Annotated in this window: 12 protein-coding genes; 3 read left to right on the forward strand and 9 right to left on the reverse strand. The window is 73.2% G+C overall.

All coding sequences use genetic code 11. From position 1 onward, the window contains the following. Window positions 1-2 precede the first annotated feature (2 nt). Window positions 3-710, reverse strand: a complete 708-nt coding sequence (locus DSZ44_RS01620; protein ID WP_110850830.1) for an SDR family oxidoreductase — start codon at window positions 708-710, stop codon at window positions 3-5. 84 nt (window positions 711-794) lie between these two features. On the opposite strand from DSZ44_RS01620, the gene DSZ44_RS01625 reads away from it, so the two are divergent. After that, a complete protein-coding gene (locus DSZ44_RS01625) occupies window positions 795-1358 on the forward strand; it encodes a TetR/AcrR family transcriptional regulator (protein ID WP_181424500.1) in 564 nt (187 codons plus the stop codon). A 40-nt stretch (window positions 1359-1398) separates the two neighbouring features. On the opposite strand, the gene DSZ44_RS01630 is transcribed toward DSZ44_RS01625, so the two are convergent. The 4 genes from DSZ44_RS01630 to DSZ44_RS01645 all read right to left on the reverse strand — a co-directional run bounded on the left by DSZ44_RS01630 (window position 1399) and on the right by DSZ44_RS01645 (window position 11291). Beyond that, entirely contained in the window at window positions 1399-5052 is a 3654-nt protein-coding gene (locus tag DSZ44_RS01630) for a hypothetical protein (RefSeq protein WP_110850832.1), read from the reverse strand. Between the two features lie 12 nt (window positions 5053-5064). Continuing rightward, entirely contained in the window at window positions 5065-9939 is a 4875-nt protein-coding gene (locus tag DSZ44_RS01635) for a hypothetical protein (RefSeq protein ID WP_110850833.1), read from the reverse strand. A gap of 137 nt (window positions 9940-10076) precedes the next feature. Next, window positions 10077-10634 (reverse strand): dihydrofolate reductase family protein, encoded by a 558-nt coding sequence (locus DSZ44_RS01640; protein WP_110850834.1) that lies wholly within the window; start codon window positions 10632-10634, stop codon window positions 10077-10079. Window positions 10635-10664: 30 nt separating this feature from the next. Next, on the reverse strand, window positions 10665-11291 hold the full coding sequence (locus tag DSZ44_RS01645) for a TetR/AcrR family transcriptional regulator (protein WP_110850835.1): 627 nt from the start codon (window positions 11289-11291) through the stop codon (window positions 10665-10667). Window positions 11292-11438: 147 nt separating this feature from the next. On the opposite strand from DSZ44_RS01645, the gene DSZ44_RS01650 reads away from it, so the two are divergent. Next, window positions 11439-12218 carry an SDR family NAD(P)-dependent oxidoreductase gene (locus tag DSZ44_RS01650; protein WP_110850836.1) on the forward strand — a complete coding sequence of 260 codons (780 nt, stop codon included), beginning with the start codon at window positions 11439-11441 and terminating at the stop codon, window positions 12216-12218. A gap of 273 nt (window positions 12219-12491) precedes the next feature. Here the strand turns inward: DSZ44_RS01650 and DSZ44_RS01660 are convergent, their stop codons facing one another. Together DSZ44_RS01660 and DSZ44_RS01665 are read right to left on the reverse strand one after the other, a co-directional pair. Continuing rightward, window positions 12492-16802 carry a S8 family serine peptidase gene (locus tag DSZ44_RS01660; protein ID WP_146237453.1) on the reverse strand — a complete coding sequence of 1437 codons (4311 nt, stop codon included), beginning with the start codon at window positions 16800-16802 and terminating at the stop codon, window positions 12492-12494. A 218-nt stretch (window positions 16803-17020) separates the two neighbouring features. Further along, window positions 17021-17824, reverse strand: a complete 804-nt coding sequence (locus tag DSZ44_RS01665) for an isocitrate lyase/PEP mutase family protein (RefSeq protein WP_110850838.1) — start codon at window positions 17822-17824, stop codon at window positions 17021-17023. Between the two features lie 73 nt (window positions 17825-17897). Here DSZ44_RS01665 and DSZ44_RS01670 point away from each other — a divergent pair, with 73 nt between their 5' ends. Further along, window positions 17898-18641, forward strand: a complete 744-nt coding sequence (locus tag DSZ44_RS01670) for an SDR family oxidoreductase (RefSeq protein ID WP_110850839.1) — start codon at window positions 17898-17900, stop codon at window positions 18639-18641. Window positions 18642-18688: 47 nt separating this feature from the next. On the opposite strand, the gene DSZ44_RS01675 is transcribed toward DSZ44_RS01670, so the two are convergent. Together DSZ44_RS01675 and DSZ44_RS01680 are read right to left on the reverse strand one after the other, a co-directional pair. Then, on the reverse strand, window positions 18689-19306 hold the full coding sequence (locus DSZ44_RS01675) for a hypothetical protein (protein WP_110850840.1): 618 nt from the start codon (window positions 19304-19306) through the stop codon (window positions 18689-18691). Next, window positions 19303-19938, reverse strand: coding sequence for a DUF4203 domain-containing protein (locus tag DSZ44_RS01680; protein ID WP_110850841.1), 636 nt, complete (start codon window positions 19936-19938; stop codon window positions 19303-19305). The genes DSZ44_RS01675 and DSZ44_RS01680 overlap by 4 nt, the downstream gene beginning before the upstream one ends. Between the last annotated feature and the right edge of the window lie 112 nt (window positions 19939-20050).

Here is a 20050-nt window from a genome sequence, read left to right on the forward strand (position 1 = left end):
TCCTACGCGGGGAGCAGGGCCCCGTACCGCTCGGCGGGGTCCAGCCCCAGCCCGGCCTTCACCTCGGCGGTGAGCCGGTCCGCGACCACCTCGCTCGCGCCGGACTCGACGCCGTCCAGCGCACGCGAGACGACGACGTCGGCGGCTGACTTCTCCACCGCGAGGTCCTTCGTCATGTCGGTGTCGACGGCGGCCATCTGCAGTCCGACGACGCGCGTCCCCTGTCCCGCGAGCTCGAGGCGCAGCCCGTCGGTGAGGTTCCAGGCGGCTGCCTTGGTCATGCCGTAGGTGGTGGCGCCGGGGACCACGAACCATCCCGCGGCGGAGAGGACGTTGAGCATCGTCCCCCCACCGTTGGCGGCAAGGACGGGTGCGAAGGCGCGAGCCATCGTCAGTGGGCCGAAGAGGTTGACCTCCATCTCGTGGCGGATGGCGGCGAGGTCCCCGGTGAGGAGGGGCTGACCGGAGCTGGCGCCGGCGTTGTTGATGAGGAGGTCGACGTCGGCGGCCGTGCGGGCGGCCGCGTGCACCTGAGCCTCGTCGGTGACGTCCAGGGTGAGCACCTCGACCCCGTCGATCGTCACCGACCCCGGCCGGCGTGCTGCGGCGTAGATCCTCCGCGCGCCACGCTCCTTGAGCTGACGGACGAACTCTGCCCCGATCCCTCGGTTGGCGCCTGTGACCAGTGCTGTCGAACCCGCGATCTCCATGATGGACCTATCTGTAGTGAGCGCTATAGAACGTGAGGCGCGAACGTAGCACTGTTGCGTAGCGGACGTTATAGAATGGTCGCCATGGGCCGACCTCGAACGTTCGACAAGGAGCAGGCGCTGCTCATCGCGATGGAGCGCTTCTGGAGCGACGGCTACGAGAGCACCACGGTCGCGGCCCTGACCGAGGCGATGGGCATCAGTGCGCCGAGCCTCTACGCCGCCTTCGGTGACAAGGACCGGCTCTTCGAGGACGCCGCCTCGTGCTACGGCGAGCGCATCACCGAGCAGGTCGACCGCGCACTGGAGCGGCCCACCGCGCGAGAGGGCGTCACGGAGCTGCTCCGGGTCACGGCCGAGGGCATGGTTGCTCCCGGATCCCCACGAGGCTGCTTCATGCTCAGTGAGCGTCGGCTCGGGAGGCAGCGTGAGGAGATCCGTCAGCGGATCGCGCAGCGCCTCGCACGCGGACGTGCTGACGGCGACCTCCCGGAGGACGTCGACCCGCAGCGGTTTGCTGACTACCTCATGGCGGTGATGGCCGGGATGTCCTCCCGCGCCAAGGACGGCGGCAGCGCCCGCGACCTGCTCGGGATCGCGGAGAGCGCGATGGCCGCCCTGCCCGCCTCCGCGCCCGCCTCTACGTAGGCGCCGCCTCCGAGGAGGTTGGCGAGCCCGCGGTCCCGGGTCAGCTGCTGCAGCGGCTCGGTACCGCCACGAGGGGCGAGGACCGCAGCATCGCCACCTCGCCGAGGTCTCCCGCCAGCGGGTCAGGGAACAGCTCGCCGCCCTGCGGCCCGCGCGGCGCGGGCATCATCTCGACCGCCAGCACGCTGAGACCCGCGGCCGGGTCGAGCGCCAGCACGTCGAGCCACTGCCGCACCTCCTCGAGCTCCCACTGCGCTTTCGCGAAGAGCCGCGGTGGCGGTGGCCACTCCGGGTCCGTGAGGTGGCCCCGGCGGCGGTCCAGCAGGAGGTTGCGGACGCCGGCCCCCGCGACGTCGGTCACCTGCGCGTACAGGAGGAACCACAGGTCCGTGTGGTGCGTGCGCACCTGGATGGGCGCGTCGGGTCCCTCCACGCGGGCATACGGCGCATGGGCCACGATCGACGCCGGAAGGCGCTCCGCGCTGCAGTCGAGCGTCGGCGGAGGGTGGCGCAGCCCGTCCATCCGGAGCGCCGGCCCGAAGCGTGCCCGCGCGGTGGACCAGAGGCTGGGCCCGTGACCGACCCGGAGCTCGTAGCGGTAGAAGCCGAAGAGCTGCGGGGACCCGGGTTCCACGCCGGGCGGCAGCGGCAGGACGTACACCGTGGGCGATCGCGTCGGGACGAGGGGCTGCATGGCGTCCTCACCGGCCCGGTCGTCCGCCTGGTCGGGGACGACGAGACGCACCGGCTCCTCGGGAAGCACGAGAGCCGGGTCGTCTCCGTCGCGAGCGGCGGGCAGGTCCCCGGTGAGCACGGGGTCCGGGGACCAGTGGAGAACCCGGCCGTAGAGCACGTCCGCCGGGTTCACCGGGGGAGCGGCGAGCTCCAGCCACAGCACACGCTGCCGAGGCGAGCTCGCGGAGTAGTCGGCCGAGTGCTCGTACGGTGTGGCGGCCACGCCCGCCGAGACGATCGCGGGCTCGTCCTGCGGGGGCGCGGCGACCGGCAGGCGGATCTCACCCGTCCAGGGCTGGGGCGCCGCGGCCTCGGCTGGGTGGGCCAGCTCCGGCTCGACGGCGTAACGCAGGTGACGCTCGGACGGCGGGCCGGCCCCCGTCACGGGATCGACGACGTCGAGGAAGAGCACGGACGTCGACCGGCGGTCCGGCTCGCCCTCGGACGCCGCGCGGCTGACCGCGCGAGGGTCGGTGACGCGGCCCGCGAGGACCGTCGTGCCGTCCTCCTCCGTGCGCCACACGGCGAGGCCCGTGGGGGACAGGCCGTCCCAGCTCCAGTCCCGGTCGAGCGTCAGCCGGACGGCGACCAGCCAACGGTCGACGAGCTCGGCCTCGCTGCCGAGCGTCAGGCTTCCACGGTCGGGGGACAGGAGGTGCGAGAGTCGCGAGGAGCAGGAGAGCAGGGTGCGGGTCCCCGCGCGCCCCGACAGCGTCATGCCCTGCTGAGCCAGCCGCAGGGCGGCCGCGAGGCGCACCGCAGCACTCGGCTCGCCACCGCGGGGTGGCGCGACGAGCACCGCGGCGAGCGGGGGGACACCGGGCGCGGGCAGGAGCAGTGCAGACTCGTCGACCGCGGGCTGGCGGAGCGTCCAGGAGGTGGGGCTGCCGATGCGGGCGGCCTGGTTGCCGTAGTACTCCAGGTGCGCGTCCCGCCGGGTGAGGTCCGGCCGGGGGAGCTGCCCGACGAGCGCGGGATCCTCCGCCTCGCTGCGGTCCATCGCCGGGTCGGGCCGCGCGACCGGAGTCGCCTCGAGGAACACGTCCCGGCTCGTGGGCAGGACGATGTCGCCGTCGTCGCTCGGCGGTGGCAGCTGGTCCACCGAGGTCACGTCGACGAAGCGACAGATCACCTGGAGCGGTGCCTCCGGGTCCTCGGGGAAGCGCCGGACCACAGGGCCGCCGAAGAGCGGCTGACGCGGCGAGACGGTGCCGGGGAGGTTGGCGGGGTCGCCGTCGGTCATGGCCACCGTGAAGTCGAGGCGGACCATGGTGACGTCGGTGTCGACGACGTGGGGCTCGCGGCCCGGCCCGTCCGCCGTCGCCGCGGCGAGCAGGGCGGCCCGTCGCGCGTCGAGGTCCCCCGGGAGGAACAGGGCGTCGGGAGCGCCGATCGTGGGACGCGAGACGTTGAGGACGACGCGGCGCTGGCCGGCCACCTCGAGCTGCCTCGCCGGGACGAGGTCGCGTGGAGGGACGAAGCGGCGGAAACGGAGCTGTGCCACCCCGTGCCGCGCCGCCCCGAGCGCGTGGGCCTCGACCGGGGGCCCGCCGCCGGTGAGGTCCACGCCACGGACGCGGAACTCGTACAGCCCGCCGTAGCGCAGCGGGACGGCCGAGACCGGGTCCGGGACGAGCGCAGGCACGGGTCCGCCGCCTCCGGCCAACGCCCTGCGCAGCTCGTCCCCGCCGAGCAGGGAGCCGCCCGACCAGCGTGCCGCCTCCGGCGTCATCCAGGCCTGCTCCTCCGTCGCGCCGCCCGCGAGCGGCTGGTGGCGCTGCACGGTGGGCGGCGTCTCGACCGACAGGTCGCCGTCGAACCGGCCCAGCGGGACGTCCTCGAGGGTGAGCTCGCCGGCGGCGCGCACCAGGGACACCCAGGGAGCGTCGTCGTCGGCACCTGCCTCGCGCACGTCCACGCGCCAGCCCATGACGCCGAGCGGGGCGTCGCGGCTCGGCTGGCCGGCCGCGCCGTTGCGAGGGTCCTCCGCGAACTGGCGGTTCATCCACTCCAGCAGCTGCTCGTCGTCCCAGCCGAGCCGCACGCCCCCGTCGCTGACGGGGCGCAGCGGAACGGCACCGTGCGAGACCCGGTGGGGGTCGTGGCGGTCGGGTTGTGTCGCGTGGACGACCTTGGCGAAGCCGTCGGAGTAGGCCTCGGCCTCCGCGAAGAGCAGGTCGTAGGACCCGGCGGGAGGCGTCTGCCGCACCGGGAAGAGCACCGCTGCCAGCAGCTGCCGCGCCGCGCCGTCCGGGAGCCTGGGCACCCGTGCCGCGTAGAGACGGAGCAGGTCGGGCGTCGTCGTCGCGGCGGTGGCCAACGGTGAGCCCGCGGCGGCCTCCACCCAGAGGAAGGCGCCGTCGTCCAGGCTCGTCCCCTCCGGCAGGTCGACGGTGACCTCGTGGACGAGGCCGACGGCGTGGGCGAGGAGCGGCTGACGCAGCGCCCGGCCGAGGATCTCGTTCCAGCGCAGGCCCGGGCGGGGTGGGGGCGGCGTCGGGCGCTTGGCGGGGTCGAGCGCATCGCGCATGGCGCAGGCGTAGCGGTGGGAGTCGACGAGGTAGGAGCTGCCGAGCCGGGACGCGCCCGCGGCCTGGAGGTACCCCTCGGTGGCGACCTTGTACACGCGCAGGCGCCCGGTGCCCGGGTCCGCCGGGGGGACGGACGGGTCGACCGGCAGCCGCCGGCCGAGCGCCTCCAGCACCGGTCGCGCCGTGGCCACCGGGCCGAGTGACGGCGTGGCGAGCAGCTCTCCCGCGCCCGGGGTGGGGAGGTCCTCGAGGGTGGGCAGCAGCCGCACCTCGACGGGCAGGGCGAGGTCGCAGAAGGCGGCGACGTCCGGGACGAGGGGAGCGAGCGGGTCCCGCGTGGGGGCGCACAGGATGCGGAGCACGAGCCGGCGACCCTCCACGCGCTGCGGGAAGGTCATCAGCGAGAGTCGGACGTCGTCGGCGGTCATGGTGCCTCCTCGTCACAGGGCCTCGGCGGCGAGCAGGTACGGGTTGCCGAGCGCGAAGGCGGCGAACGTCGGCATCCCCAGCTGGATGTCCGTCTCCGCGTGGACCTTCGCCTCACCGGAGAAGACCCACCCGAGGGTCGCCTCGAGAACCACCTCGGCCTCGAGGTGGAAGTTGACCTCCTCGGTGTGCTGATCCTGCTCGTCCTTTCCCCGCCGCGGGCTGCACATGCACTCGAAGCCGATCGCGACGCCCGCCAGGCCGTCGAGGATGTCGGCCTGTCCCTCGAACTGGTACTTGAGGCCGTAGTGGACCTCGTTCTTGATCTCGAGCACGTGGAGCGTGGCGACGGAGAGCTCGGCCGCGAAGGCCTTGAAGTCCGCACCGAGGTAACCCACGAAGCCACCCTGGAGCTCGAACTCGTGGCTCTCCTTCCGCGGCTGGAAGTACTGGCCGACGCCCGGGTCGGCGCCGGTGACGTACTCGTACGTGAGCTTGAGCGCCCCACCGCCCCAGATCGGGCCGATGATCGGGACGAGGAGCTTGCCGCCGATCTCGAACTTGAGGCCGTGGACGAGGTTGGTCTCGCGATGGACGCTCTGCTCGAGGTGGTCGATCCGCAGGAAGATGCCGATCTTGGCCTTGATCTTGCCGCCACCGAAGTCGGCCCAGCCCTTCGCGGGCTCCAGGTCCCACCGGTCGTCGTCGTGGGGCGGGGTGACCTTGGGCTTCGTGCCGACCGGGAGGTCGAACTCCTTGCCGAAGTAGACCGGCGAGAAGGCTCGCTCGGGTCGCTCGCCGACGCTGCCCGGCGCCTCGCTCGCGTCGGTGGTCGGCGGCAGGGAGAGGCTGCGCATGATGTCCATGAAGGACTGGGCGGTCCCGAGCGCGCCGCTGAACTCGACGACGACGTCCTCGACGTCGTCCACGCGGTCCGACCCGGCCCGCAGGACGCCGGCGGTGGTGCAGAAGCGGCCGAAGATCTCGTAGTCGGTGGTGATGCAGAGCTGCCCGAGCTCGAGGGACCAGTGCCGGGTGGGCTCGCGCGTGTCGATCGCGAGCCGGAGGCGGGCGCGCCGCTCGTCGAGGCCGCGGTACTCGAGCCGCATGGCGGCGTTCGGCCCCTTCGCGTCCAGCGGGATCTCGCGCCAGGCGCCACCGCCGGGGACCTCGACGTCCACGCCGCCGCCGCCGGCCGACAGGAGCCGGAGGTGTCCCGGTTCGGGGACCTCCAGTGCGGTGCCGGCCAGGGCGACGCACACGTCCTGCGGCGGCATCGCGCCGGCGTGGTTGGCGAGCGCGAACTGGTCGGCGAATAGGGGCGCCCTGCCCGGTGTGATCCTCGTGTCTCCCGCGGCGACCTTCGGGTCCGGGACGAGCAGCCGGTGCGCGTCGCTGGCGTGCAGGATCGCGTAGTCCGTCTGCGGCTGGGCGGCCAGCAGGTCCGCGGCCTCCCGGAGGTAGCGGTCATCGCCCCGGCCGGTGAGCGGCACGGTCTCGCCCGGGTGGAGCCGTCGGTGCGCGACCGCTGCCGGGTCGCGGCGGACGACCGCCCAGTCACCCCGCACCGGCAGCACGGGCATGCCCCGCAGGACACCGGCCAGCAGCGGCCCGGGCCCGGCCCACTCGATGCCGAGCGCGGTGCCCCGGAACAGCTGCCCCGACCGCGCGACGTCCACGGCGGCGTCGAGCCGGCCGAAGCACCCGCCGCGTCCCGTGCCCGGCGAGGGCTGCAGGAGCAGGTCGAGGACGGCGGCGTCGGTGACACCCTGCGGGCGCGGGTCGAGCTCCACCCAGCCGTGCACGTCGTGGACCGGGGTGAGCTCGCCGAGGCCGTCGACCTCGGCCATCGCGTCGAACCGCACGGCTCGGAACCGGGTGCCGCCGGGGCCGACGGCGGTCTCCGGGAGCTCCCGGATGCCGCGGACCGACCGGAGCGCCCGGAAGACGCCGAGCTCGGGCTGGGTCTGCAGGGTGGGGTAGTCGACCAGCCCGTCACCCGCCGGCTGCCACCCGCTGTCGGACCGCCACACGGCACCGGCACGGGAGCGGCGCAGCGTCACCTGCCGGACCAGCGGGATCCGGAACGGGTGGCACATGCTGGTGATCTGCACGACCTCCAGGGTCGTCCGTCCGACCAGGGCCTGGAACCGGACCTCGCTGACGTTGCTGCCGACGGCCAGCGGGTGCCCGGGGCGTTTGGTGGGGTCCAGCCAGGCGCTCATCACGCTGTTCCCGTGACCCGCGACGTCGACGCCCTGGACGGGGACCCGCGGCGAGGTCGCGCCGGCGAGTGCGGAGAAGGTCGTGTTGAACGTGTCGTCGAACGGGGCTCCCAGCGCACTGAAGACTTGACCCGAGTCGTGCCCCAGCCGGAGCTGGTGTGCCGTGCCGGGGATGGACGGCGTGGCGGCGTCCGGCCCGCGATCCTCGCCGTCGCTCGTGGCACGCAGCCGGAGCTGCCACTGCGGCTGCAGCCCGCTCTCCTCGGCCATCCCCTCCGGCGGGACGAGCTCGACACTTCCACCCCCTTCGGCAGCGGCGTCGAGGCGGGCGACCGCCCGCATCCCGAACGGCAGGCTGAGGAGAGCGTTCAACGGGGTCTCGTCGAAGCCGGCGACGAGGGCCTGCGCCACGGTGGGTGGGTCGACGGGCACGGGCTGCTCCGTAGCCTGCATGAGGCGCTGCGGACCGCCGTCGCCGAGGGGCGCCAGCTGGTCGGGGAACGGGTCGGCGGCGGCGGGCTGCACGAGGTTGCCGAGCGGTTCGTTGAGGAATCCGGGCAGCAGGAGGAGGTCGGTGTACCGCAGCGCCTGGGTGAGGCGTGTGCCGTCGAGACGGAGCGGTTCGGACGCATCGGCCTCCTCCGTCCGTGCTCCCGGGTGGAGGCTCACGCCGAGGAAGTCGGCGCCGCCCGAGACGTCGAGGAGGTGGCAGCGTGCCGGGTCGTGGCCGCGCACGCGGCCCGGGCGGTAGTACCTGTCCAGGGCGCGCCGCGCCTCCGGCTCGGGGGGATCGGCGCGGACCGTGCCGGTGCCGCCGAGAAGACGGCGGCCACGGACGGGCAGGCCGAAGGCCACCTCCGGGGGCGCGTCCTCGTGGCGCCAGTCGGCCGCCGCGACCAGCTCGGCGCCGCGGACGTCGGCAGGCTCGCGGTCACCTCCGGTCCACGGAAGGACGTCGCTCGCGTAGGGGTGAGGCAGGACCGGCACGACGGAGTCCATCGCCAGCCCGCAGGTGATCCAGCCGGCCGCCAGCGTGGCGGGCCCCTCGCCGCGGGCCGACTCGAGCACCAGGCTCGTCACGCCCGTGGTGCGCACCAGCGCGTTGTCGAGCATGAAGCTGCGTCGCTGCGCGGCGAGGTCCGGTGCGAGCGTCGACGCGTGCAGGACCACCGCCCGCGAGCTGCCGTCCCAGAGGTCGAGGACCGTGGCCGCGCCCTTGACGACGAGCGGCCCGGCCGCCGTACGCGGGGCCCCGAGCACGGCGCGGAACGGCGCGCCGACCCTGGTGATGGTGTCGACCGCCGGTGCGTCCGGCTGCGCCAGGCTGGTCACCTCGAGGGAGCTCAGCCCCGTGGCGCGCAGGCGGACCTCGGCGGCCGCGTCGGTCCGGTCCGCGGGAGCGTGCCAGGCGGCCTCGAGCCACTCCTCGCCGGGGAGCCGCTCGGGTGGTGTGCCCGCGAACCACAGCTCACCGGTGCGGACCAGGAGCTGTGACTCGCTCAGGGGCACCCGGACGGGCGAGCCCGAGTCCTGCACCACCTCGGTACGGAGGTCGAGGCCCGCTCCCAGGCGCAGGTGCACCGCCGGTGTCCCGCTGACCGCGCCCAGGGTGTCGGGGCCGACCGCTCCGCTCGCGCGTGCCACCGGGAAGGCCAGGGCGGCCTCGATGACGCTGGCGCTCCCGTCGAGCTGCCAGGTCGGGCCGCGCAGCGGCCCGGCGTCGAGAGGCGACGGGCCGGGGTCGAGGGGGAGCACCATCGCTCCGAGCGCAGCGTCGTAACGCAGCGGCGCACCCGGGACGGGGGGCAGGGTGGCGGCCGCCTGGCCGACGGACAGGACGAGGTCGCCGGCCAGTGAGAGGGACGCGCCCTGCTGGGTGAGGTCGAGGACGATCTCCTGCGGGGCGCTCAGCCCGCAGGCGCGCGCCGCCTCCCCGGCACCGGGTTCCGCAGCACTCGCGCTCGCCTGGCTGAGCGTGGCCTGCACCCGGAGCTGGGTGTCGCTGTCGACGCGCACGACTGCCGGGGCAGGGCCTTCACCGAAGGGCCGGCTGCCGCCCAGCCGGCCACCCGTCACGTCGATGCCGAACCAGGCGTCGGACGGCGCGGCCGGGTCGAACATCGCCGCGCGCAGCCACACCGCTGCAGGGGCCAGCTCGAAGCCGCGCCGGCCGCCGTCTCCAAGCGGTGTGAAGGCGACCAGCGGCTCGTCCGGCCGGCCGACGGCCACGGACGCGCGGGTGATGAGCGTGGTCACCGTGGACTCGTAGACGTCGAACCACACCGGCCGCACCGTGGTCTCCGGGAAGGGGCCCAGAGTGTGGCTCGGTCGCCGGCCGCGCGCCCACGCAGGCAGGGCGTGGGGAGTCAGCCCGGCCGGGCCCTCATGGGTACGCCGAAGGACCAGCGTCCTCGGAAGGTCCAGCTGGTCAGCCTCGGCGAGCAGCGCCCTGAACGTCTGGAGCCGGAAGGTGTCGAGCATCGACCCGGCGTCCGGCCACGGGCGCAACGGCGACGTCGGGAGCTGCATCTGCGACTGGGTCTGGCCGTGACGCAGCGCGGCGACCACGGCCCTGTCGACGTCCTCGAGCCGGTCGCTGCCCGCGCCGGAGAAGACGGAACCGGCAAGCGTCACCAGCGGTTCGAGGAGCGGACTGTCAGCCATGTGCAGGCCCCACTGTCGCGTCGTAAGACTCGAAGCGTCCGCCCTGTATGGGGAGCAAACTACCGCTCTGGGACGACGGCGTCTACGAGCTGTCCCCGCGACGTTCAGCGAGGGGAGCGGGAGCGGGGGCGCCGTCGTCAGGAGCCGACGGCGTAGCGGAGGTAGACCGTGCCGTCCGCGAAGCGGCGGTCCTCGAGCAGCGACAGCTGGAGCCGCTGGGAGGGGAGGGCACGCAGGCCACCGCCGATGGTGAGGGGGCTGAGGACGAGGTGCAGCTCGTCGACCAGCCCGGCGGCGAAGGCGTGCGCGGCAAGCGTGGGACCGAAGACGCTGAGGTCTCCCGCCGACTCCGCCTTGAGGCGGCGCACGGCTTGGGCGTCGAAGCGAGGCTCGAGCCGGGTGTGCGAGGTGGCGACCTCCGTCAGCGTCGTCGAGTAGACGACCTTGTCGACGCGCTGCCACCACTGGGCGAAGTCGCCCGCGTGCCCGTCCGCGCCGGCGAGGGCCGGATCGGTCTCCCACACCGACATCACCTCGTAGGTGCGCCGACCGTAGAGCTCGGTGCCGATGCGCTCCTGGAACGCGTTGAGGAACTCGAAGACGTCGGGTGACGGTTCGGCCCAGTCGTGGTCGCCGTCGGGATCGGAGATGAAGCCGTCGAGCGAGCAGATCGGCACGTAGAGGAGCTGTCCCATGCCGGTGTGGACCGTGGTCGACGGCGGAACTCATCTGCCGCCGTCGGCGTACCGAGCGGCGATGGTGCGGACGGCCTCGTCGACCACCTGCTCGACGCGTTCGGTGCTCACCTCCCAGCCCGGTACCAGGAGCGTCGGCCAGAAGACGTAGTTGGAGATCATGCCCAGGAACTGGGTGGCTGCGAGGTCCGCGTCCTCGACCTGGACCGTTCCCGCCTCGTGCTCGGCCAGCAGGTAGCTGCGCACGGACTCGAAGTAGGGCATCTTCCCCTGCGAGAACTGCGCATCGGCCAGCTCGGGGAATCGCGGCAGCTCTGCGATGACGATGCGGAACAGATCGGTCATCTGCGGGCGGCTCAACAGCTCCGCGTAGCGGCGGCCGAGGGTGGTGAGCCCGTCGACGACGTCGCCTGCCGGCGGCGGATCCTCCCCGTCGGCGGTCGCCCAGGACTCGGTGACCATGGCGTCGAACAGGGCGGCCTTGGTCGGGAACTGCTTGAACAACGTGGCCCGCGAGACTCCCGAGCGCTCCGCGATCCGCGCCAGCGAGGTCCGGTCGTAGCCCATCTCGAGGAAGAGTGCGGTCGCGGCCGCCAGGATCAGGGCGCGCTTCTCCCGGGCGATGCGCTGGTGGTAGGTCGTGACGGCCCGGCTCATGGCGCGAGCATACGAGGTGAGTGGCTTGACTCACCATGCCGCCCGTCCTACGGTCGCATCAGTGGTGAGTCGCCTGGCTCACCACCTGATGGTTGTCGGGTCGCGACTGCACCCCGGTCAGGCAACCGCGAACCGAGGGAGCACCTGATGAACCGCTTCGACGACCAGACCGTGCTCGTGACCGGTGGGGCCGGTGGGCAGGGATCGAGCCATGTCCGCGCCTTTCACGCCGAGGGGGCGAACGTGGTGATCGGCGGCATCGACGCCGGACGGGGCGCCGCTCTCGCGGACGAGCTCGGGAGCCGCGCTCACTTCACCCGCCTCGACGTCACGGACGAGGGCTCGTGGTCCGCCGCTGTGGGTGCGGCCGAGAGCGTCTACGGCACCCTGGACGTGCTGGTCAACAACGCAGGCGTGCAGAATCCGCCGGTGCCGATCGAGAGCACGGACCAGGCCACCTGGTCGCGCATCCTCGACGTCAACCTCACCGGCACCTTCCTCGGGATCAAGGTCGCCGCACCCGCTCTCCGACGTGCCGCGGGCGGAGCCATCGTCAACATCGGCTCGACGATGGGCCTGGGCGGCACGGCGCACTACGCGCCGTACGTCGCCAGCAAGTGGGCCGTGCGAGGTCTCACGCAGACGGCAGGACTCGAGCTCGGCCGGGACCGCATCCGCGTGAACGCCATCCACCCGGGCGTGATCGCGACCCCCTTCATCCACGAGCCGGCGGCCGGCGCCACCGCGGCGATCGCCGACTTCTACTCACCCGAGCCGTTCGCCATCCCTCGCCTCGGAGAGCCGGCCGACGTCACCCGGCTCCTCCTGTTCCTCGCCTCGTCGGAGGCGTCGTTCATCACGGGGTCGGAGTACGTCATCGACGGCGGACTCCTCCTCGGTCCCGCCCTGCAGGCCGCGGTCGCATGAGCAGGCAAGACACGGCTGGGGAAGGGGATCTCCGCCGACCTGCCCGCCCGCGCGACCCCTGTCAATGACCCGGACGAACGTCGGGCTGTGCTGGCGGAGATCGTCGCGGACCTCAACCAGCCCCACGACCCGGGCACCATCCGGCCGACTCGGCTCGAGGACTGGGCGGACAGCCGGCTGATGCGGATCGACTTTCCTGGTCGGCCGTGATCGCGCAGCCCTCCCGGGGTGCACGACGGCCCGGTCACACCGCGACGACCGGGCCGTCGCCCGTCAGTCCGTCGCCCGGCGCATCCGCACCGCTCCCGCGCCCGCTCCGAGCAGCAGCAGGACGGCGACGGCGAGGAGTCCGACTTCCACGCCCGTGCTGGGAAGGTGGCCGCCTCCCGGCCGGACCGGGGGACCGGACGGCGCCGAGGTGGGCTCCCCGGTGGGGCCGGCGGTCGGCTCCTCGGTGGGCTGCTCGACGACCCCATCGATCGTGACGTCCACGCCCACGGTCACCGGCTGGGCACCGGGGTTGTCGGTGACGTGGGTGGCCTCGTTGGTGAGGACGTCGCCGTTGCTCAGGCTCCCGTCGTCGTCGACCGTCACCTCGTACCGGACCGTGACGGGGGCAAGCGATGCGCCGGCGTAGTCGAAGCAGACGACGTTGCCGTCCGCGACGATGCCCTCGCCGGAGTCGTGGTTGACGAGCGTCTGACCCGAGGTGCCGTCAGCGTTCTCCGCGCCGACCGTCAGCGGACCGTCCACCGGCCCGGTGACGTTGTCGTAGGCCACGTAGAACTCGTAGTTGCCCTCCGTGTCGTCCTGCCCGCGGAACGCGATGAGCTGGACGTCGTAGGTGCTCTCCGGGTCCTCGACCAGCTGGACGTCGTCGTACTCGACGACGATCGCGCTGCCGGCCTCGGTGTCGCCCGCCTCGGCGACGGTGACGCCCCTGTTCGTCGCCTCGTCGTAGACGATCTCCATGTCCTGCCACAGCATGGCCAGCAGGTTGTTCGGTGCCTGCGGGTCGGGCAGCGTCTGGGGCAGCCACGGCTCACCGTCGCCGTGCGTCGCCGCGTCGAAGACAACCAAGCCGTCGTCGGTCAGCCACATCTCGTCGTAGTCCACCCCGTAGAAGCTGAACGGGGCCCCCGCGCCGACGCTGAACGCCACCGAGTCCCCGACGATCTCGGGGTTGGTGACGAAGCCGTACTCCTCGAGGTCGACGTAGCTGCCGTCCTCCGACAGCGGGTTCACGCACAGCGGGTCGGCGTCGTTGCGCGTGATGACGTACTGGCCCTCGACGCCGGCCGGCGTCGGCGCGATGCCCTCCCACGTGAGGACGCCGTCGGTGACGATGGCGCCCTCCGTGGCGGAGCCCTCGACGTACGTCATGCCCTCCGGGATGGCGTCGGTGATGGTGTAGGCGAGGTCCTCGGCGGTGACGTTGGGCTGCACGGTGAGCTCGTAGGTCACGGTGTCACCCGGCGCGGCCGTCTCGACGTCGGCAGTCTTGGTGACATCGTCGGCGTACCGGTTGAGGTCCACGGGGATGATGCCGATGTCGCCCGGGGACTGGGCCGAGGAGCCGAGGCTGAGCGCGCCGTACCAGCGCTGACCGGCCTCGATGGCCGGCTCGTCGTAGAACACGCGCAGGTCGAACGGCTCGCCGACGGGTTGCGCCTGCGGGCCCTCGACCCACAGGTTCCCGGCGTCGCCGGTGACGACGGCGGTCCCCAGGGTGAGGGTGTCGACCGCGTCCTCGTCCGAGGACTGCCAGTTCTGGACCACCACCCACCAGGTACCGGGCTCGGGCGCGGCGAGGTCACACCTCTCGTCGGATCCGAACGACGCGCTCACGCACTGCGCGGTCTCCTCGCCCGGGGTGTCGCCGGGCCCGACGAAGAGGTCGATGTCCTGGGCGGTCGCGTCGGTGACCTCCACGACGAGGCGGCTCGCGCCCTCCGGGACCTCGACGTGGACCACCTCCACGCCCTCCGGGCCGTCGAAGGGGTCGTAGCTGGTCGGGTCCTGGGGGAGGGCGAGGTCTTGCGTCTCGGCCGGCGTGAGGCCGGCGACGTCGACGCTCAGGTCGGTGATCTCGATCGCCCGCAGGTCCTCCACGAGCTGCGAGCCCGCGTCGCGGCGGGTGTCGATGACGACCTCGGCCGGCAGCACACCGGTCGAGGGCAGCACGGCGACCGGCAGGCCCGCCGTCGAGACGTCCCCGTCCGACGGCGTGAGCGTCACCCGGCCGAACTGCCAGGTGCCGGTGCTCGCGCCGCGCACGTCGGCGGTCACGGTGATCTCCTGCGTCTCGCCCTCGGCGAGGGTGAAGGTCGCGGGCTCGACCGACAGCTCGACGTCCGGCGAGGACTCGACGCTCGCCGTCCACTCGACGGTGCCGTCCGCGGCTCCGGTGAGAGTGCGGGTCCACGTGCAGTCCTGGAGGCACTGGCTGGAGGCCATGCTCGCGATGTTCAGGGTGGCGGGGTCGCCGCCGAGCCGGGGGTCCGCGGCCTCGTAGTCCGCCAGCGTCTCGTCGAGGACGAGCCCCGCGTTCGCCGCGGCGTCCAGGTCGATCCGGCCCGATCCCATGTCGAACGGGTCGGCCGGGGTGGAGCCGTCCTCCTTCGTCACGGCCGTCGTCGCCGTCGTCATGAGGGCGGACTGGATCTCCGCCGGCGTCCACTCCGGCTCGAGCACCTTGAGGAGTGCTCCGGCACCGGCCACGTGCGGGCTGGCCATCAAGGTCCCGGAGGAGAAGCCCCACTGCGGGGCGACCTCAGCCTCAGCGGTGGACGCGCCGAAGGCGGCGAGGATGTCGACGCCGGGTGCGGTGACGCTCGGGGAGATGAGGTCCATCGCGCGGTTCGGGCCGCGGCTGGAGAAGTCGGCCGTGACGTCCCCCTTCGCCGGGTCCTCGGACAGGGTGGCGCCGGCGATGGTGCCGGTGTGGCCGGTGCCCTCGGCCAGCCACTCCCGCAGCGAGACGGCGTCGTCGTCGGTGATGTGGACGGCGGGGAGCTCGTGCGCGTCACCGACGAGCGCGTCCCCACTCTCCTCGTCGTTCGCGAGGATCATTCCCCCGGCGCCCGCGTTGGAGACGACCTCGCCCATCTCCAGCCGGTCGGTGAAGCCGCGTTCACAGATGACGATCTCGCCGTCGAAGGTGCGGTTCCGGAAGATCCCCGGCTCACACCACGGGTTGCCGTAGTCTCCCGCGTCGACGATCGGCGCCGGCCCGTAGCCGGCGGTGAACCCGAGCCCGGCGAGGTCGGCAAGCTCGGTGCCGTCCGCCCGGGTGAGGTCGGTGACGGCGTTCAGGTAGGAGCGGTCGTGCGTGGTCGCACCAGCGGTGGTGATCCACGGGATGTCCGCTGGCGTGCCGATCGTCTCCGACCACGGGCCGTCGTTGCCGGCAGCCGTCGCGACGAAGACGCCGGCGGCGCGGGCGGCGAGGAAGCCGAGGGAGTCCGGGTCCGACCACGCGGCCGAGGGATCCCACCCACCGATCGAGTAGTTGATGACGTCGACACCGTCGGCGATGGCCTGGTCGATGGCAGCCGTCGTGGCAGCCATCGAGCAGCCCTCGACGTCGCAGACGTCGTAGGAGATGAGGTTGGCGTGGGGGGCGACACCCGAGATCCTGCGGGTGGTGCTGATGCCTGACGGACCGTTCACGACGGCGTCGACCTGGCTGCCGGCGACGGTGCTGGCGGTGTGGCTGCCGTGCCCGTCGGTGTCGAACGGGCCGTCGCCGGAGAAGTCCCACGCACCGATGAGCTTGTCGTTGCAGGCGAACCGCTCGTCGTACTGGTCGGCGTTGGCCGGGTCGCACATGCCGAGGTAATTCCCGGTGCCCAGCGGGTTCGTGTGGTCATGGCCGTCACCGCCGCCGGCGACGGGCACGGTGTCCGCGAAGGAGGGGTTGGACGGGTTGATGCCCGTGTCGAGGATGCCCGCGACGATCCCTTCGCCCCGTGTGCCGTCGACCCCGGTGGCGGTCCCGTCCCACAGGGCGGGCGCATCGATCCACGCCGGGCCGTTGTCCGTCTGCAGCTCGCGTCGGACGTCGACGACGACGGAGGTCACCTCGGGCAGCCCGGCGACGGTCGCGGCCTCGTCGGCCGTCAGGCGGACCGCGAGACCGTTGAGCGCGTAGGCGTAGGTGAAGTCGACGGTCGGCGCGTGGCCGATCTCCCCGGCGATCCGGTCGCGGAGATCGTCCTGCTCGTCCTCGAGGTGGGCGGCGTACCGGCGCACCGGCGCGGCGGCCGGGTCGAGCCGACCACCCGCCGCAGGCCGCGTGGCCCTCAGCCGCTCGATCCCGCCGGAGTAGGTGGCGACCGCCGGGTCGGCGAGCTGGACGATGTACCGCTCGGCGGTCGACGCCGAGCCGAGGCGCAGCACCGTCCCCTTGTCGCCTCCTCGCGGAAGGGACATGGAGCCGGAGACCTCCACCGCCTCGAGCCCACCCCTGGGCTTCCCGGTGCCGACGGCGTCGGAGGGACTGGCGCTGGCCGCTGGGAGGAGGCCCAGCGCGAGCGCGGACACGACGAGGGACGCAAGAAGCCGGGGTCGCGCAGCGGACACGGGCTCACCCACCTTTGGGAGAAGAAGGACCCCGGTTAGCCCGAGTGAGCCATGTCTAGTGGTTCGGCGGGGTCCGGTCAACGGGTGTCGCGGAAATTCCTGGGGTCGTCACCCGATCGCTCCCTGACGCGCCCTCGACGAACGACAGGACGTCGCTGCTGCTCACCCGAGCCCGACGGCGGAACGTGCCTGCCGCCGTCGGGCTCGGTCCACCGTGGTCAGTTGAGCGCGCGGGTCGACTCGGGGATCACGCCGTCGGCGTAGAGGCTCTTGGCGACGTCCTGCAGCGCGGTGAGCGCGACGCGCTGGGTGGTGGGTCCGTAGGAGATGCGGGCGACGCCGAGGGCCTCGTACTCGGCGGCGGTGAGCGCGCCCGGGAGACCGATGACGCTGACCTTGCGCTCGCCGATGCCCTCGACGAGCTGGCGGGTGACGTCGGCGTCGAGGGGGCCGGGCACGAAGACGATGTCGGCGCCCGCGTCGAGGTAGGCGCGGCCGCGCTCGATGGCGTCGGCGACGGACTCCTCGAGGGGGCGGTCACCTCCGCGCACGAAGGCGTCGGTGCGGGCGTTGAGCGAGAACGGCACTCCCTCGGCCTCTCCGGCGGCGACGACGGCCTCGACGCGCGCCGCCGACTCGGCGAGCGGGCGCAGGCGGTCCTCCATGTTGGCACCGACGATGCCGACGCCGATGGCGCGACGGGTGGTCTCGCCGGTGTCCTCGTAGCCGTCGTCGAGGTCGGCGGTGACCGGGACGTCGCCGGCCGCGTCGACGATGCGGCCGACCATGTCGAGGGTGAGGTCGAAGGGGATGGTGCCGTCCGGGTAGCCGAAGGTGGCGGCGATCGAGTGGCCCGCCGTGGCGATCGCCCTGGTCTCGGGCAGGGCGAGGACCGCCTTCGCCGAGACGACGTCCCAGACGTTCACCACCCGCAGGATCTCGGGCGCCGCGTGCAGGGCGGACAGGGTGCGGGCGCGGTCGGCGGGGGACGTGGTGGGCTCGCTCGAGCTCTGGGAGGTCATTCGGCCACGCTAGCGGGTGGGGGAAGAGCGGGAAGGGCGCTCCCGGCGGACGGTCGTGTGCTTCGATCTGGCCATGAGGATCGCTGTGGCCGGTGGGACCGGTGTCGTGGGCACGCACGTCGTCGAGGCGGTGTCCGGCGCGGGGCACGAGCCCGTGGTGATCGCCCGCTCGCGTGGCGTGGACCTGACCACCGGCGCGGGACTGGACGACGCGCTCGACGGGGTGTCCGCCGTCGTCGACGTCAGCAACGTGACCACGCTGTCCCGGCGCACCGCCGAGCGATTCTTCGTCCGCGTGAGCGAGAACCTCCTCGCCGCCGCTCACCGGGCCGGGGTGCGGCACCACGTGCTCCTGTCGATCGTGGGGGTCGACCGGTCACCGCTCGGGTACTACCGCGCGAAGCTGCGGCAGGAGGAGGTGGTTCTCGCCGGGCCCCTACCGGCGACGGTGCTGCGCGCGACCCAGTTCCACGAGTTCGTCGACCAGTCGTTGGCGCGGGTGCCCGGGCCGGTGGCCGTGGTCCCGCGGATGCGGATGCAGCCGGTGGCCGCGTCAGAGGTGGCGGCGCACCTCGTGGAGATCGCTCTCGGGGAGCCGCAGCGGCGGGCCGCCGACCTCGCGGGGCCGCAGGTGCACGAGTTCGCCGACCTCGCCCGGGAGGTGACGGCGGCTCGGGGGCTGCGTCGTCCGGTCCTGCCGGTCCGGGTGCCGGGCGGTGCGGGGCGGGCGATGTCGGACGGGTCGCTGCTGCCGGCGGAGGACGGGCCGCGTGGGCGGATCACCTTCCGGGAGTGGCTGGACGCCGACGTCCGTTAGGGCGCGTGCTCGGGTGCTCGGAGACAGATGCCTGCTCGGGGGCGCACCTACGCCTGGACCGCGGGCGTCGATCGCTGGACCACCGGCGCGAGGATCACGAGCGCGGCTGCGGCGAGCACGTGCCAGACGGCGTGTCCCTGCCAGAGGCTGCCCGGCACACAGAGCGGCCCGCCGGCCCGTGACAGCGTCCCGACGATGCCGCCGACGGCGAGCAGTGACACTGCCCAGCCGATCGGCCGGCGTGCTGACGTTTGGGCACGGGCGCGGGCCAGGGCCAGCACGACGGTGAGCGCCGCCACCACCACCTGGGCCAGGTCACCCGCGCGAGGAGCCGCGAGGATGAGCGGGACGAGGGCCAGGGTCGGCAGCGCCCACCACCACCACAGCCGCGGGCGTCCGGTGAGTGCGGCGGCGGAGTCCGCCGCGACGAAGGCGAGCGTCGCGAGGAGCGGGAGGTCGTGGACCAGGTCGGAGTACGCCGCGTCCGGCCCGTGCTGGTAGAACGACCCGATGCCGATACCCGCCACGAGAGCGGGATAGCCGAGTGGCCGGCGCGGGCGACGGTGCCGCACCGCGATGACCATCCCGGCGAGGACGAACGCGAGGCTGCTCACCGCGGCGACCGGCTCCTGGAGCAGGCCGTCGGCGAGCGGCTCGCACGTCACCGGCTCGACGCCGCCCAGGACTGGCGCACGGTGCCCGGGCTGCGCCGTCGCGAGCGGCGCAGCTGGACGAGGATCCCGACGGCGGCGAGCACCAGGTGTCCGACGTACCAGGCCGGGTGGTGCGCCGGGGAGAGCTCGGCGCCGACGAGCGACTCGACGTCGAGCATGTCCAGCAGCACCATGAGGCCGGCAACGGTGATGCTCGCGCCGGCGAACGCGCTGAGGACGATGAGCACGAGCTCGGGCAGGTTGGTGACGATCGCGAGCAGCGCGAGCACCACCCCGACGACGAGCCCCGCCGTGGTGAGCACCCACGGCTGCTCGGCGCCGACGGCGGCAGCGACCGTCTGCCCCAGGACGAAGCCCATCGCCCCGAACCCGAGGATCACGGCGACGGCGTAGAACAGGTAGGCCAGCGCCGCCAGCACCAGCGCGCCGACGATCGCGCCGGCCCACCCGGCGACGGTGCCCAGGTACTCCTGGCCCGTCAGCTGCGTCACCGCGACGGCGCCGAGCCCGAAGCCGATGAAGGCGCCCCAGAGCGCGAGCAGGATCCGCAGTGCGCCGCTGCCGCGGAAGCACAGCAGCAGACCCAGCAGCACGGCGAGCACTCCGGTGATGACCTCGGTCATGGGTGCCTCTCCTCGCGCAGGACCATGGTGTCCATCCTGCGGGACGGCGGTGGCGGGCGCAGGCCGGCGCCGCCTACATGGCCACCGACCAACGTGAGGTGGCCCGGGCGGA

It is taken from the genome of Georgenia satyanarayanai (assembly GCF_900116375.1).
GTDB classification, from domain to species: Bacteria; Actinomycetota; Actinomycetes; order Actinomycetales; family Actinomycetaceae; genus Oceanitalea; species Oceanitalea nanhaiensis.

Coding starts and splice junctions, on each gene's coding strand:
- DSZ44_RS01620 (WP_110850830.1), bottom strand. CDS start 710: ATGGAGATCGCGGGTTCGACAGCACTGGTCACAGGCGCCAACCGAGGG.
- DSZ44_RS01625 (WP_181424500.1), top strand. CDS start 795: ATGGGCCGACCTCGAACGTTCGACAAGGAGCAGGCGCTGCTCATCGCG.
- DSZ44_RS01630 (WP_110850832.1), bottom strand. CDS start 5,052: ATGACCGCCGACGACGTCCGACTCTCGCTGATGACCTTCCCGCAGCGC.
- DSZ44_RS01635 (WP_110850833.1), bottom strand. CDS start 9,939: ATGGCTGACAGTCCGCTCCTCGAACCGCTGGTGACGCTTGCCGGTTCC.
- DSZ44_RS01640 (WP_110850834.1), bottom strand. CDS start 10,634: ATGGGACAGCTCCTCTACGTGCCGATCTGCTCGCTCGACGGCTTCATC.
- DSZ44_RS01645 (WP_110850835.1), bottom strand. CDS start 11,291: ATGAGCCGGGCCGTCACGACCTACCACCAGCGCATCGCCCGGGAGAAG.
- DSZ44_RS01650 (WP_110850836.1), top strand. CDS start 11,439: ATGAACCGCTTCGACGACCAGACCGTGCTCGTGACCGGTGGGGCCGGT.
- DSZ44_RS01665 (WP_110850838.1), bottom strand. CDS start 17,824: ATGACCTCCCAGAGCTCGAGCGAGCCCACCACGTCCCCCGCCGACCGC.
- DSZ44_RS01670 (WP_110850839.1), top strand. CDS start 17,898: ATGAGGATCGCTGTGGCCGGTGGGACCGGTGTCGTGGGCACGCACGTC.
- DSZ44_RS01680 (WP_110850841.1), bottom strand. CDS start 19,938: ATGACCGAGGTCATCACCGGAGTGCTCGCCGTGCTGCTGGGTCTGCTG.